This is a genomic window from Rhodoferax ferrireducens (genome assembly GCF_031458075.1).
In the GTDB taxonomy this organism is placed as follows: domain Bacteria; phylum Pseudomonadota; class Gammaproteobacteria; order Burkholderiales; family Burkholderiaceae_C; genus Rhodoferax_B; species Rhodoferax_B ferrireducens_A.
The window spans coordinates 876,881-891,315 of the sequence record NZ_JAVDXT010000002.1; the positions used below are offsets into that span (position 1 = coordinate 876,881).

Annotated in this window: 11 protein-coding genes and 1 riboswitch; of the genes, 8 read left to right on the forward strand and 3 right to left on the reverse strand. The window is 65.5% G+C overall.

The genetic code is table 11. The features are described 5' to 3' along the window. Entirely contained in the window at window positions 1-777 is a 777-nt protein-coding gene (locus J2X19_RS13065; RefSeq protein ID WP_310373700.1) for a transporter substrate-binding domain-containing protein, read from the reverse strand. Window positions 778-1,070: 293 nt separating this feature from the next. On the opposite strand from J2X19_RS13065, the gene J2X19_RS13070 reads away from it, so the two are divergent. The 8 genes from J2X19_RS13070 to J2X19_RS13105 all read left to right on the forward strand — a co-directional run bounded on the left by J2X19_RS13070 (window position 1,071) and on the right by J2X19_RS13105 (window position 10,395). Then, on the forward strand, window positions 1,071-2,078 hold the full coding sequence (locus J2X19_RS13070; protein ID WP_310373702.1) for an N-acetyltransferase DgcN family protein: 1,008 nt from the start codon (window positions 1,071-1,073) through the stop codon (window positions 2,076-2,078). Beyond that, window positions 2,075-3,058 (forward strand): N-acetyl-D-Glu racemase DgcA, encoded by a 984-nt coding sequence (gene dgcA / locus J2X19_RS13075; RefSeq protein WP_310373704.1) that lies wholly within the window; start codon window positions 2,075-2,077, stop codon window positions 3,056-3,058. The genes J2X19_RS13070 and dgcA overlap by 4 nt, the downstream gene beginning before the upstream one ends. 226 nt (window positions 3,059-3,284) lie before the next feature. Continuing rightward, complete coding sequence (locus J2X19_RS13080) at window positions 3,285-3,839, forward strand: DUF3455 domain-containing protein (RefSeq protein ID WP_310373705.1); 555 nt, start codon at window positions 3,285-3,287, stop codon at window positions 3,837-3,839. A gap of 45 nt (window positions 3,840-3,884) precedes the next feature. Then, window positions 3,885-4,478, forward strand: coding sequence for a sigma-70 family RNA polymerase sigma factor (locus J2X19_RS13085; RefSeq protein ID WP_405048645.1), 594 nt, complete (start codon window positions 3,885-3,887; stop codon window positions 4,476-4,478). Next, complete coding sequence (locus tag J2X19_RS13090) at window positions 4,475-5,188, forward strand: anti-sigma factor (RefSeq protein ID WP_310373710.1); 714 nt, start codon at window positions 4,475-4,477, stop codon at window positions 5,186-5,188. The genes J2X19_RS13085 and J2X19_RS13090 overlap by 4 nt, the downstream gene beginning before the upstream one ends. Before the next feature lie 17 nt (window positions 5,189-5,205). After that, window positions 5,206-5,311: riboswitch (glycine riboswitch) on the forward strand. A gap of 170 nt (window positions 5,312-5,481) precedes the next feature. Further along, window positions 5,482-6,717 carry a D-amino acid dehydrogenase gene (locus J2X19_RS13095; RefSeq protein WP_310373712.1) on the forward strand — a complete coding sequence of 412 codons (1,236 nt, stop codon included), beginning with the start codon at window positions 5,482-5,484 and terminating at the stop codon, window positions 6,715-6,717. Between the two features lie 343 nt (window positions 6,718-7,060). Next, window positions 7,061-7,822 (forward strand): substrate-binding periplasmic protein, encoded by a 762-nt coding sequence (locus J2X19_RS13100; protein WP_207776309.1) that lies wholly within the window; start codon window positions 7,061-7,063, stop codon window positions 7,820-7,822. A 128-nt stretch (window positions 7,823-7,950) separates the two neighbouring features. After that, window positions 7,951-10,395: an EAL domain-containing protein gene (locus J2X19_RS13105; RefSeq protein ID WP_116606249.1), complete on the forward strand. Its 2,445-nt coding sequence runs from the start codon at window positions 7,951-7,953 to the stop codon at window positions 10,393-10,395. 55 nt (window positions 10,396-10,450) lie between these two features. Here J2X19_RS13105 and J2X19_RS13110 read toward each other — a convergent pair whose 3' ends face one another. Next, window positions 10,451-13,210, reverse strand: a complete 2,760-nt coding sequence (locus J2X19_RS13110; RefSeq protein WP_310373718.1) for a DEAD/DEAH box helicase — start codon at window positions 13,208-13,210, stop codon at window positions 10,451-10,453. A 296-nt stretch (window positions 13,211-13,506) separates the two neighbouring features. Next, window positions 13,507-14,301, reverse strand: coding sequence for a transporter substrate-binding domain-containing protein (locus J2X19_RS13115; RefSeq protein WP_310373719.1), 795 nt, complete (start codon window positions 14,299-14,301; stop codon window positions 13,507-13,509). Window positions 14,302-14,435: the final 134 nt, after the last annotated feature.

Below are 14,435 nucleotides of genomic sequence, written 5' to 3' on the forward strand. Positions count from 1 at the left end.
CTACTTGCCGTAGACGTCGAAATCGAAGTACTTGTCGGCGATCTTCTTGTAGCTGCCGTTGGCGTGCACGGCCTTCAGCGCGGTATTGAAGTCGGCCTTCAGCTTGGCGTCGTTCTTGCGCATGGCCACGCCGGTGCCGTAGCCCAGAACCGCCGGGTCTTTCAGCTCGTAGCTGGCGAATTCGAAGGGCTTGCCCTCGGGCTTGGCCAGAAAGCCCATCTTCATCTCCACCAGGTTGCCGATGATGGCATCGAGCCGGCCCGAGGCGATGTCCAGGTACGAGTCCTGGGTGGACTCGTAGCGCTGGATGGTGGCGCCCGCCTTGGCGTAGTATTTTTCAGCGTAGTCGGCCTCGGTCGAGCCTTTCAGCACGCCGACCTTCTTGCCCTTCAGCGCGGCCGGCGAACCGTCCAGGCCGCTGCCGCGCTTGATGATCACGCGGTAGGGGATGTCGGTGATCTTGTCGCTGAAGGCCACGGTCTTGCGGCGCTCGTCGGTCACCGTCATGCCTGACATGATCATGTCGAACTTGCGCGCCAGCAGGGACGGCACGATGGCGTCCCAGGGCGACTCGACAAACACGCAGCGGCGCTTCATCTCGGCGCAGATCGCCTGGCCCAGTTCGATCTCGAAGCCCACCAGCTTGCCGTCGGGGGCTTTGTACTCGAAGGGTTCGTAGGTGGCATCGGTGCCGATACGCAGGTCTTTCTGCTCGGCCGCCTGGACGGAGAGGCCCAGCACCAGGCCGGCCATGGCGAGTACGTAGTGGAGTTTCATCGGTGTTTCCTGCAGGTTGGGGCGCCGGATCGGCGCGGGATAAAGCGGTGGTTGCGGTGGGAGCGCGGCGCAAGAATACGGCGCTTTACCCGGCTCAGGACGGCCTCTACCCCCAGGGGGATAGGGCGGCTGGGCGGCGTGGCGCGGTGGTGGTCTGCCGCCTATCCCGCTGGGTGTAGCCGGGTGCGGACGGCCGTGTTGGGGGCCTGGAACGGGCTTACGCTTGCCCCCGCCAAAGCCTTTGGCGCGCGACCGGCTGTGCGATGACAGGCCGTTTGAACCCTTGAGAAAAAATGCACCAACTACGTAAACCTTATCTCTTGTTTCTGGGCGATGTCACGCTGAAGTCCGACGCCAAAACCGCCTTCGGCCTGCGCGACTGGTGTGCCGACGCCGTGCTCGGCGAATGGAGCCTGCCGGCCGCCACAGTCAGCCTGGGCCTGCCCCGCTTGTCGCCGCAGCAGGCCGCGCAGCAGGGTGCGGGATCGCTGGTGGTCGGCGTGGCCGCCGTCGGCGGTGCGCTGCCTGAACACTGGCTGGCCGAGCTGGAGGCCGCGCTGGACGCGGGCCTGGACATCGTCAGCGGCCAGCATTCGCGGCTCAGCGCGTTCCCTCGCCTGGTGCAGGCGGCGCAGCGCAGCGGCGCGCGTCTTATTGATGTGCGGCATTCCGACCAGACATTTCCCGCCGGCAGCGGCCGCAAGCGCAGTGGCCAACGGGTGCTGACCGTCGGCACCGACTGCGCGCTGGGCAAGAAGTACACAGCCCTGGCCCTGGCCCAGGCGCTGCAAAAGCAGGGCGCGGCCGCCACCTTCCGCGCCACCGGCCAGACCGGCGTGATGATCGCCGGCGAAGGCGTGGCCATCGACGCGGTGATCTCCGACTTCGTGGCCGGCGCGGCCGAGCAGCTGTCGCCCGACAACGCGCCCGGCCACTGGGATGTGATCGAAGGGCAGGGCGCCTTGTTCCACCCGGCTTACGCGGGCGTGACCCTGGGCCTGCTGCACGGCTCGCAGCCCGATGCGCTGGTGCTGTGCCACGACCCGGCGCGCCAGACCATAGAGGGCTATCCCGGCTATCCGATTCCCGATCTGCAGGTGGCCATTGACCGCTATGTGGAAGCCGGCCGCCTGACCAACCCGGCGGTGCGCTGCGTCGGCATCAGCATCAACTCGTCCAGCCTGTCGGATGTCGAATGGGATGCCTACGCCAGCCGTCTGCGCAGCCAGCTGCAACTGCCGGTGGTCGACCCGATGCGCGGCGGCGTCGACGCGATTGCCAAAGCCTTGCTGCAAGCATGATCCGCTGCCAGACCCGCACCGAGAGCTGGGCTTTGCACGAGCCCTTCGAGATCGCCCGCGAGACCATCACCGACCAGGCGGTGCTGCTGCTGACCTTGACCGATGCGGCCGGCCACAGCGGCCAGGCCGAAGCCGCCGGGGTCGACTACGACGGCGAGACCCCGGCCCGCATGGCCGCGCAGATCGCCGCGCTGCTGCCGCGCCTGCATGACGGCCTGGGCGGCACCGAGCTGCTGGATTGGCTGCCGGCTGGTGGCGCGCGCAATGCGCTGGACTGCGCGCTGTGGGACCTGCGCGCCAAGCAGAGCGGCACGCCGGTGTGGCAGGCTGCCGGCCTGCCGGCTTTGCAGCCGGTGACCACCGCCTTCACCATCGGCCTGGGCGACGAGGCCACGACACGCCGCAAGGCCCGCGCGGCCCGCCACTACCCGTTGCTCAAGCTCAAGGTCGACGCCCAGCGCCATCTGGACGTGGTGCGCTGGGTGCGCGAGGAACACCCGGGCGCACGCCTGGTGGTTGACGCGAACCAGGCCTGGTCACCGGCGTTGCTGCGCGAGCTGCTGCCGCAACTGGCTGAGATGGGCGTCGAGCTGGTCGAGCAGCCGCTGGCCCGCGGCCTGGACGCCGCGCTGGACGGCCTGCAGCTGCCGATACCGTTGGCCGCCGATGAGTCCTGCACCGACCGGGCTTCGCTGCCGGCCCTGGTTGGGCGCTACCAGTTCGTCAACATCAAGCTGGACAAATGCGGCGGCCTCACCGAGGCGCTGGCCCTGGCGGCCGAGGCCCGCCGACTCGGCCTGGGGTTGATGGTCGGCAATATGTGCGGCAGCTCGCTGGCCATGGCGCCGGCGTTTCTGCTCGCGCAAAGCTGCAGTTACGTGGACCTGGACGGCCCTTTGCTGCAGCAACAGGACCGCGCGGTGCCGCTGCAGTACGACCGGGGGGTGATCCAGCCGCCGTCGCCTGCGCTATGGGGGTAATGCTATCGAAATGATGGCGAGAATCTTGAATGAAATAGACTGCTGGCGCTTATTTAATCTGCGCTAGCAGCTATTGAATAGATAGCGGTTTTTATAAATCTTCTGGCTGCGCATCAAAATATTTGCGTTGGAGCGCATCCAAAACCGGTTCTGGCGGGTAGTACCTGTAGCAGCGCACAAAGCTGCCTGTTGTCTTTATCCGCTAAACCTTTTTTGGAGCACATCCATGTCGATCAAACCTCTTTCCCTGCTTGCTGTCGTTTCCGCTGCTGCCGTCCTGAGTGCCTGCGGCTCCATGAAACCCACGCAGCCCATGTTCAGCCAGGACAGCCTGCCCGAGGCCGTCAAAGTGCCCATGGGCAACAAGGTGGCCATGGAAACCGTGGGCGTGGGCGAGATCACCTACGAATGCCGCGACAAGGCGAATGCCCCGGGCATGACCGAATGGGTGTTCGTCGGCCCGAATGCCGCGCTGAACGACCGCAGCGGCAAGCAGGTCGGCAAGTACTACGGCCCGCCGGCCACCTGGGAATCCCTGGACGGCTCCAAGCTGACGGCCACCCAGCTGGCCGTCGCGCCGGCCGGCGCTGGCAACATCCCTTACCAGTTGGTCAAGGCGAATCCGGCCGTGGGCATGGGCGCGATGGCCGGCGTGACGCACATCCAGCGTGTGGCGACCAGGGGCGGCGTGGCACCGGCCAGCGCCTGCAGCCCGGCCAACAAGGGCGCCAAGGAAATCGTCAAGTACCAGGCCGACTACATCTTCTGGAAAGCCGCCTGAGCCCTGCAGCATTGGTAGCCTGCGTGGCAGCTAACATGGGGTTCTATGCATGACCCAGCCGATGGCCGCCCTGTGACGACTGCTACCGATGACTTCGACTACGAACGCGCCCTGCAGGCCTGTGCCAGCGGCGACCGCCAGGCGCTGCAGGACATCTACCGCCAGGAGAGCCGCCATCTGCTGGGGGTGGCGCTGCGCATCGTGCGGCAACGCCAGCAGGCGGAGGACGTGGTGCACGACGCATTCATGAAGATCTGGACCCAGGCCGCCAGCTTCGACCCCCAGCGGGGGGCGGGCCGCGGCTGGATCTACAGCGTGGTGCGGCACCAGGCGCTGAATGCGGTGCGCAGCCAGGGCCGCGAGGTGTCGGTCGACGAGGAAACCGCCGAGGCGCTGGACGCCGAACACTCCATCGCCGCCCACGCCGAGGTGGCCGATGCCTTCGAGCTGAATATGAGCCTGGGCAGGCTGAACGACTGCCTGGCCCGGCTGGAGCCGGCGCGGCGCAACTGCATCCTGTATGCCTATGTCGATGGCTGCTCGCATGGCGAAATCGCCGAACGCACGCGCACGCCGCTGGGCACCGTCAAGGCCTGGATCAGGCGCGGCATGGGCAGCCTGAAGGAGTGCATGGCATGAGCGCGCCGCAAGACAGCCAGGATCTGGCCGCCGAATACGTGCTCGGCACCTTGTCGGCCGTGCGCCGGCGCGAGGTAGAGCAGCGCCTGGCCCACGATGCCGATTTGCGCGCCGCGGTGCAGGGCTGGGAGGCGCGGCTATTGCCCCTGACCGCCCTGGCCGAACCGGTAGAGCCGTCAGCCCAGCTATGGCAACGCATTGAAAACAGCGTAGACCACGCGATGGCGCCCCGCCGGCGGCCGCTGCCCGCGGCCCAACCCGGCTGGTGGAACAGCCTGGACCTGTGGCGCGGCCTGGCCGGCGCCGGTTTTGCTGCCGCGGCCATCATGGCCTCGGTGCTGGTGACGCGCCAGGGCGTGCTGCCGGCCAGCCCGCAGTACCTGGTGGTGCTGGTGGCGCCGCAGGACAAGGCGCCGGGCTGGGTGGTCCAGGCCAGCAATCCGCAGCAGCTGAGCCTGATCCCGCTGGGCCAGGTCGAGGTGCCGGCCGAGAAGTCGCTGCAGTTCTGGACCAAGGCAGATGGTTGGAACGGGCCGGTGTCGCTGGGCCTGGTCAAATCCGGCCAGACCGTGCAGATTCCGCTGGATAAATTGCCGCCGTTGCAGCCCAACCAGCTGTTCGAGCTGACCCTGGAGCCGATCAATGGCTCACCCACCCATAAACCCACCGGCCCGATCCAGTTCATAGGCCGCGCGGTGAAAGTGCTTTGACACCGGTGCGATAATTTGCGGAGATACCGGGAGAGACTGCTCCCCTTGCCATTGCGGCAAGAAATCAGCGCCGAAGGAGCAACCGCCCCGGAAACTTTCAGGCAAAAGGACCGGTATCCACACCACACACATCTGAAGAGCAGCTGGGTTTCGTCACCCGGCTCACCGCAGGAGCAAGCGGCTTGGCAGTTCAAAAGAACGACCAGCCGCGAATCTCTCAGGTCCAAAACAGAGGGGGCGATAGCCGCGCATGTTTGTTGCTATCCCCCTGTTGACGTTTTGGAACCTTCATCATGAAAAATTTAGCTGGTCATTTTGCCGTTATAGGCGGCGGTATCACGGGCGTGACCACGGCCTACGCTTTGGCAAAACGCGGTTTTGCCGTCACCTTGTTTGAAAAACACCGCTATGCGGCGATGGAAACCTCGTTTGCCAATGGCGGGCAATTCTCGGTCTCCAACGCCGAGGTGTGGAACCACTGGTCCACGGTGCTCAAAGGCCTGAAGTGGATGCTGAAGAGCGACGCGCCGCTGCTGGTCAACCCCAAGCCCAGTTGGCACAAGATGGCCTGGTTTGCCGAATTCATGGCCGCCATACCGCATTACGAGAAAAACACGGTGGAAACCACCCGCCTGGCCATCGCCGCGCGCGAGCACCTGTATGCCTGGGCCGACGAGGAGGGCCTGGACTTCGACCACAAGCGCGAAGGCATTCTGCATATCTACCGCGACAAGGCCGGTTTTGACCAGGCGGGCAAAGTGTCGAAACTGCTGGCCCAGGGTGGGTTGGAGCGCCGCGCGGTCACGCCGCAGGAGATGCGCGCCATCGAGCCGACCCTGGCCGGCAGCTACTACGGCGGCTATTTCACCGAGAGCGACACCACCGGCGACATCCACAAGTTCAGTACCGGCATGGCCGTGGCGGCCGAACGCCGGGGCGTGAAAACCCAGTACGGGCAAGAGATCTCTGCCGTCAGCAGCGATGGCAAGCAGGTCCGCATCACCTCCCAGGATGGAGCCGACCAGCAAACCCAGGTGTTCGATGGGCTGGTGGTGTGTGCGGGCACGGCCAGCCGCGGCATCGCCGCCCAGCTGGGCGACCGTGTCAATATCTACCCGGTCAAGGGCTATTCGATCACTGTCAACCTCGACGATGCGCAAAGCCAGGCGGCTGCGCCCATGGTCAGCCTGCTGGACGATGGCACCAAGCTAGTGACCAGCCGCCTGGGCCTGGACCGTTTCCGGGTCGCCGGCACAGCGGAATTCAACGGCTACAACCGCGATATCCGGGCTGACCGCATCCGCCCGCTGGTCGAATGGGTGCAGCAATGCTTTCCCGGTGTACGCACCGAGAGCGTCATCCCCTGGGCCGGGCTGCGCCCGATGATGCCGAATATGCTGCCCCGTGTCGGCCCGGGCAAGCTGCCCGGCGTGTTCTACAACACCGGCCATGGGCACCTGGGTCTGACCCTGTCGGCCGTGACCGCCGATATGGTGGCCGGCATGGTGGCCGGGGCACAGGCCGCCTAGGCAGACACATAGCCGGCGCGGCACGGCAAAAGCCCGGGCTCCTGCGGGGTCTGGGCTTTTTTATTTTGTGCGGCACGGTTACAGGCACGCAAGATGCTTGATGATGGGCTCGCTGAGCGAGCCGCGCGAGTGGCCGCGTAAACGGGGGATTCGGATATAAATGGGGCGTGGCAGCGGCTGCCAAGCGATTCCGGACAATATGCTTGTAATTCCCCTCAATTCAAGACATTGGCGGTGGGTTATTAGCGCTAGACTGCTTCCAATTTTGCGAGTCTAAAGGGCGTTCATGGGCATCCATTCATTACACACAGGCTTGCGGCACCGGAGTTTTCTCCGGACGGCCGTGCTGGCCGGACTCGCTTGCGTGGCTGGTGTGGTGTGGGCGGCCGAGTCCTGCAAGCAACTGGTAGCCACCGGGAACCCCGAATATCCGCCGTATCTTTGGCGCGAGGCGGCCGATGGCAGCCGTATGTTGGGGGCGAATGCCGACCTGATGCAGATGGTGTCCAAAGAAGTCGGCATTCCTATCGACGTGCGCTATGTGGGTTCCTGGGCACGGGTGCAGGAAGAGGCGAAGCTGGGGCGCATCGACCTGATTGCCGGCGCCTTTTTTACCGTGGACCGGCTGGATTACATGGACTATGTGTACCCGGCGTTCCGCGAAACCCGCTCGGTGCTCTGGGGTCGGCAGGAAGCGCCGCTCAAATACCAGCAGTGGTCGGACCTGAAGGGCCTGGTCGGCCTGACCGTCATCAACAACAGCTTTGGCGAGGGTTTCGACCGCTACGCCAAGAGTTCGCTGAAGATCAATACCGTGCCCAGCCTGGAGCAGGCTTTCAAGATACTACAGCTGGGGCGGGTGGATTACCTGATCTACGAAGAAGACCCGGCCTTGGCCTATATCGCCAAGCTGGCGATTACCGGCTTGGCGCCGGTGAATCCTTCGGTCAGCAACGAAAGCCTGTATCTGACGCTGTCGCATAAGTCGCCGTGCAACACGCCCGAGCTGCGGGCTGCGTTGTCCAAGGCCATGTACAAGTTGGCGCGTCTGAATGTCATGAAGAAAATGGTCGATGCGAATATCCAGCTCTGGCGCACTAAATAACCGCAGCGGGGCATTGGATCGGCCCTGCTTTGCAGACCTTTTAGCCTCAGCCGCCGCAGCGGCCAGCTTGTGCCCGCCAGTTACCCTCGACAAAGGAACGCGTGCCCAAGTTAGCCCTTAGAAGAATCATGACGCTGGGCGTTGCGCTCGGCATCCTGGTACCTGCGTTGGTGTTCGGCAGTCTGGTGCTGAAGGACCGCTATGCACGCGAGCTTTCCCTGCGCATCCGCGAGCCCATGTCGCAGTACACCCAGTTGCTGTCCAGTGCGCTGGCCATGCCGATCTGGAACGTGGACAAGGCGGTGGCCAGCCAATTGATCGACTCGGTGATGCGCAACCCCGATGTGGTGGCGGTGACCATCCACGACGAATTTGGCAACACCTTTGTGTCGGGCGAGGACGGCGCGCGCCGCCACGGCCTGGTGTTGAGCCAGCAGAGCGACATCCTGATGGAGAAGAAGCGCATCGGGCAGGTGCAGGTGGAGCTCAGCACCGACCGTATCGAGCGCCAGTTGTGGGCCGACTTCACCCAGCTGGGCCTGGCCTTGCTGGCCCAGGTGGTGATTTCGTTCGCGCTGGTGCTGTTGTTGGTCGAACGGCGGGTGATCCGCCCCTTGTCGGTGCTGCAGCTGGCCACCTCCCGGCTGGCCCGCGGCGAGCTGAACCAGCCGCTGGCCTGGCACCGCCGCGACGAGATTGGCAGCCTGGCGCACAGCCTGGACCAGATGCGCGAGTCGCTGGGTGGCCTGATCGCCGAGCGCGACACCAAGAACTCCGATCTGCAGCACGAACTCAACGACCGCCTGCGCGCCGAGCAGGCCTTGCGTTTTACCCAGGCCAAGTTCAAGGCCATCTTCCATGCCTCGCCGCTGGCGATGACGGTGTCGCGCAATGCCCCTGGCTACCCCATCGTCGACATCAACGATGCCGGCCTGCACCAGTTCGGGCTGTTGCGCGATGACCTGCTCGGCGCCAGCCAAACCCAGCTGTGGTGCCGGCCGCAGGACCAGACCGATGTGCTGTCGGTGATAGAGCGCAGCGGCCATATCAAGGGCTTCGAAGCCTGGTTGCGCTGCGGTGCGACGCTGCAGGATCGGCGCCGCAACGCGGTGGCCGAAGGCGCGCTGGCCCTGCTGCCCGCGGAACGCGCCGATGCCATCCTCTGCGAAGTCTCGGGCCGCATGGTCGACCTGGGCACCGAGCAGCTGTTCATCCTGGTGCTGGAAGACATCACCGAGCGCAAGCGTTCGGCCGAAATGATCTGGAACCAGGCCAACTTCGACCGCCTGACCGGCCTGCCGAACCGGCATATGTTCCAGACCCGGCTGGAGCAGGACATGGCGGCGGCCGCGCGCGAGTCGCGCTCGCTGGCCCTGGTGTTCTTCGACCTCGACCTGTTCAAGGAAGTCAACGACACCCTGGGCCATGAAATGGGCGACCTGCTGCTGCAGGAAGCGGCGCGCCGCCTGCGCGTGGGCGTGCGCCAGAACGACCTGGTGGCCCGCCTGGGCGGCGACGAGTTCACCCTGATCCTCAGCGGCCTGGCCGACATCGCCGATGTGCACCAGATCGTGCAAGAGGCCTTGCGGCGCCTGGCCGAGCCATTTGTGCTGGCCGGCCAGCAGGTGCATATTTCGACCAGCGCCGGCATCACCTTCTACCCCCAGGACGCCACCGGGGTCGAGGCTTTGCTGAAGAACGCCGACCAGGCCATGTACGCGGCCAAGAGCCAGGGCCGCAACCGCTACAGCGTGTTCACTCCGTCCATGCAGGACGTGGCGCAAAAGCGCATGCGCCTGATCAACGACTTGCGGGTGGCGATTGCCGAACACCAGTTCAGCGTGTTCTACCAGCCCATCGTCGACCTGAAGACCGGCCAGATCCGCAAGGCCGAGGCCCTGGTGCGCTGGCGCCATCCAGTCGACGGCATGGTCAGCCCGGCTGATTTTGTGCCGGTGGCCGAAGAGACCGGCATGATTGTCGACATCGGCAACTGGGTGTTCCAGCAGGCGGTCAAGCAGGTCACGCAGTGGCGCAAGACCCACCACCCGGACTTCCAGGTCAGCGTGAATGTGTCGCCGGTGCAGTTCCGCAACGAGGGCATCAACCAGGCCACCTGGCTGGCCCAGCTGTCTGCCGCCGGCCTGCCGGGCCAGGCGGTGCTGATCGAGATCACCGAAGGCCTGCTAATGGACGCTGGCGGCAATGTCACCGAGCAGCTGCGCGGCTTCCGCCAGGCCGGCATCGGCCTGTCGCTGGACGACTTCGGCACCGGCTATTCCTCGCTGTCCTACCTGAAGAAGTTCGACATCGACGTGCTGAAGATCGACCAGGCCTTTGTGCGCAACCTGACCGCCGACTCGGACGACATGGCCTTGTGCAATGTGATCATCGTGATGGCCCACACCCTGGGCCTGAAGGTGGTAGCCGAGGGCGTGGAAACGCAGGAGCAGTGCGACCTGCTGGCCGCTGCGGGCTGCGACTACGGCCAGGGCTATCTGTTCGCCCGGCCCGCGCTGGCGGCCGACATGCCCTTGAACCTGGCCTGGGAATCCGCTCCCGCAGATTTATAAGAAATACGGCTCTGGCGCTTATGCCTGCTGCGCTAAATGCTATATATTCGATAGCTTATGTGCCAGCCCGGCTACCGGTGCGGCCCCAGCGCCGCGCGGCTTCCTCGGGCGTTTGCGAGCCCGCGGTCAGGGCGCCCAGTGGGGCCAGCAGCGCATCCAGATCGGCTTGGTCAAATTTCAGCGCACCGGCCGCGTCGTGGCCTAGCACGCTGTCGGCCAGCGCCAGTTTGCGCGCCTGCAGTTCCAGCATGCGTTCCTCGATGCTGCCCTCGACCACCAGCTTGTAGACGAACACCGGCTGGTCCTGGCCGATGCGGTGGGCGCGTGCCGTGGCCTGTTCTTCCACCGCCGGGTTCCACCACGGATCCATGTGGATCACGGTGTCGGCGGCGGTCAGGTTTAGGCCGACGCCGCCGGCCTTCAGGCTGAGCAGCAGCACCGGCACTTGCTGGGCCTGGAAGCGCTGCACCAGGCTGCCGCGCTCTTTGGGCAGGGTCTTGCCGGTCAGGCTGAGGAACGGCAGCTCCAGCGTATGCAACTGCTCGGCCACCAGCTCCAGCAGCTCGGTGAACTGCGAGAACACCAGCACGCGCCGGCCCTCGGCCACCAGCTCGGGCAGCATGTCGGCCAGCAGCTCCAGCTTGGCGCGCTCCATGGTTTTTGCCGGCTTGGGTCCCTTGACGAGGTGCGGGTCGCAACAGACCTGGCGCAGCTTGAGCAGCGCGTCCAGGATGCTGATTTGCGCGCCATTGAAGCTCTGGCGCTGCAGCACGCGGCGCACCTGTACGTCGGCGGCGGCGCGCACGCCTTCGTAGAGCTCGCGCTGCTGGCCTTGTAGCTGCACGCGCTTGATGACTTCGGTGCGCGGCGGCAGCTCGCTGGCCACGTCTTGTTTGCGTCGGCGCAGGATGAAGGGCCGCACGCGCTGGGCCAGCAGGGCAGCGCGCAGGGTCTCGCCGTTCTCTTCGATGGGCTTGCGCCAGCGCGCGGCGAAGTGGCGCGCGTCGCCCAGAAAGCCCGGCATCAGCCAGTCGAACTGCGCCCACAGTTCGCCCAGATGGTTCTCCATTGGCGTGCCGGTCAGGCACAGGCTGTGCCGGGTCTGCAGGCGGCGCAGCGCGCGGGCGCTGCGGCTGCCGGCGTTCTTCACCATCTGCGCCTCGTCGAGGATTACCAGGTGGAAGCGCTGGGCCGCCAGCGCATCCATGTCGCGCCATAGCAGCGGGTAGGTGGTCAGCACCAGGTCGTGGGCTGGCATCTGGGCAAACAGCGTGTCGCGCTCCGGCCCCTGCAAGGTCAGTAGGCGCAGGCGGGGCGCCATGCGACGGGCCTCGGCCTGCCAGTTGAAGATCAGGGATGTGGGCAGCACAACCAGCACCGGCAGGTCCAAGCGGCCGGCCTGCTTCTCGGTCAGCACATGGGCCAGCGCCTGCGCGGTTTTGCCCAGGCCCATGTCGTCCGCCAATATGCCGCCCAGGCTGTGCGCGCGCAGGTACTGCAGCCAGGCCAGGCCTTCGAGCTGGTAGGTGCGTAGCTGTATTTGCAAACCATCGGGGGCGGCGACCGGCTGCGGCGCGCCCAGAGCCTGCAGACGTTTCGCCAGGCTGGCCAGGCCCAGATCGCCCTCCAGCTGCCAGGCGTTGTGCGCGCCGACTCTGTGGACGTCCAGCAGGCTGGCGCGCAGCGCATCCAGGCGCCGGGCCTCCCAGGCACCCAGCTTCAGAACACCCTGGTTCTGTGCGCGCAGCGGGTCGGTCAGCAGGTCGACCATGGCGCCGATGATGGCCTTCAGCGGTGCGGCCGGCGCGTCGATGCGGCGGCCACCCGGTGCGCGCAGCGAGACGATGGCCAGGTCGTCGATGGCGGCGATTTGCGCGGCGTTCAGCCAGCGGCGGTCCCGGCGCAGCAGGTCGGCCAGCATGGGCGCCAGGTCCAGCGTTTCCCCGTCAATCTCGATGCCCAGGCTCAGCAGCCACGCGCCTTCGCGCGCTGGCAGTTGTAGCTTCTCCACGCCGCGTCCGGGCTTGACCAGCGGGCTGTCCAGCTCCTTGCCCAGTACCTCGCCGGTGTCGGGGTTGACCACCAGCTTCCAGCGCTGCACCGGCACGCTTTCGTGCGCGAAGCCGGGCTTCACCACTACCGACCAGCCCTGGGCTTGCAGCTGCGGCACCTGGTCGGCCCAGAAGTCGCCAAAAAATGCTTCCTGCGGCAAGGTCCAGACCGGGCCCATCAAAGGGCTGTGCTCGCGGCTGCGCCATTGGAACGAGTGGGGGTCCAGCGGCACGAAGCCCATGTCCCACACGCTGTCCATGGCATCGGCCTCGGCCGCCAGATCGCGCCGCATCTTCAGCACCGGGCCGCCAGTGTCGAACAGCTCTTGCACGGCGTTCGGCCGGTTGTTCAGGATGGAGGTTGGCGCCGGCGTCTGCCAGCGCGCGCCGCTGTCGGTGTGGTACGTCCAGTCGAACTGCGCGAGGGTCACGCTGTCGCCGCGCGGGCCCAGCTTGCCCTGGGGTTTCAGGCCCAGCAGGCCGTCACCGCGGCCCAGGGTTTGCAGGGTGAGGCGAGGGCGGAAGTGGCCGGTGACGCCGTCGGTCGGTGAGGCTGGAGGCTGCGAAGTTTCCACCACCGGTGGGCGGTCCATGCGCAGCAAGGCCATGACCCGCGCTGCATCCTCGTCGGCCAGGGTCGGCAGGCTTTTCAGAGTTGCCGCATCGGCCTGGCGCCGCAGCGCATCGACCCAGGCGGCCACAGCCTGGTCGCGCCGGTCAGCACCGGGCGGCAGATTGGGGGGGCTGGTGCGGGGGCGGGCCATGCGGGGATTGTGCCGCGTGGTGGGGCGGAAAACTGAGGGCTGTTGGGTGGGAATAGAGCGGATTCAGTGGTCTGTTGTAGCTGTGTGTCTAGCGCCAGTCTTCACCCCAGTGCAGGTTGCCGCGCTTGGCGTATCAGCCTATCGATGCATTTTTGAAATGCGCGCGGCAAATGCTCCCGGTCGTCAGGGCGCCTGCGTTTGCCGACGCCCTGGTATGAATTTTTTGGCGAATCGGGTTGTAGCGCAGATACTACCTGCGCTGGCAGCTATCGATTAAGTAGCAGTCTCGCCAAGATTCACACCGGCTTCACCACATTGGCCGGCAGATCGCGGCCATGGTACTTCTTGTAGATGGTGTTCAGCTTGCCGTTGTGCAGGTTGGTGTTGACCCAGGCGTTGATCCATTCCTTCAGTTTGGGTTCGCCCTTGTTCATGGTGATGCCCAGGCCCGAGTCGAGCTGCGAGAACTTCATTTCGAAGTTCTTGCCGGCGGCGCGCTTGTTGATCTCACCCATGTTCGATGGCGTGCTGGAGAAGATATCCACCTGGCCGGTGACCACCGAGGTGATCAAGGTGGCGTCGTCCTCGTAGCGCATGATTTCTGCGCCCTTGGCTTCTTTGGTGGTCAGCGCGTCGTTGGTGGTGGCACGGGTCAGGCCTATGCGTTTGCCGGCCAGGTCGGCGTAGCTGGCGATCTTCACGTCTTTGGGGGCGCCGACCATGATGGTGATGGCCGAGTAGGGCGTGGAGAAGTCCACCACCTTGGCGCGCTCTTCGGTGATCGACAGGCTGGAGATCACCAGGTCGGCGCGCTGGGCTTGCAGCGTGGGGATGCGGGCGGCGGTGGTGATGGCAACGATTTCCAGCTTCACGCCCAGGTCCTTGGCGAGCTCGGTGGCGGTGTCCACATCGGAGCCCGTGGGCTGCAGGTTTGCATCGGCGTAGCTGAACAGCGGCGTGCCAATGGCAATGGCCACGCGGACCTTGCCGGCCTTCTTGATGTCATCCATCTGGTCGGCCAGGGCGGCGTGGCTGCCGCAGGCCAGCAGTACGGCGGCGATGGCGGTGCGGGTGAAATAGGTGGTGTGCATGTTTGTCTCCTGGTGGTTATAGGTAAAGGCTAGGATGTGGCGAGGGGTAATTCCCCGGTTTGACCCGAGGAGTCGGGATGCGATGTGAGGCGTGGGACGCGCCATGTGGCGAGCCACATAAGTGGACCGCAACG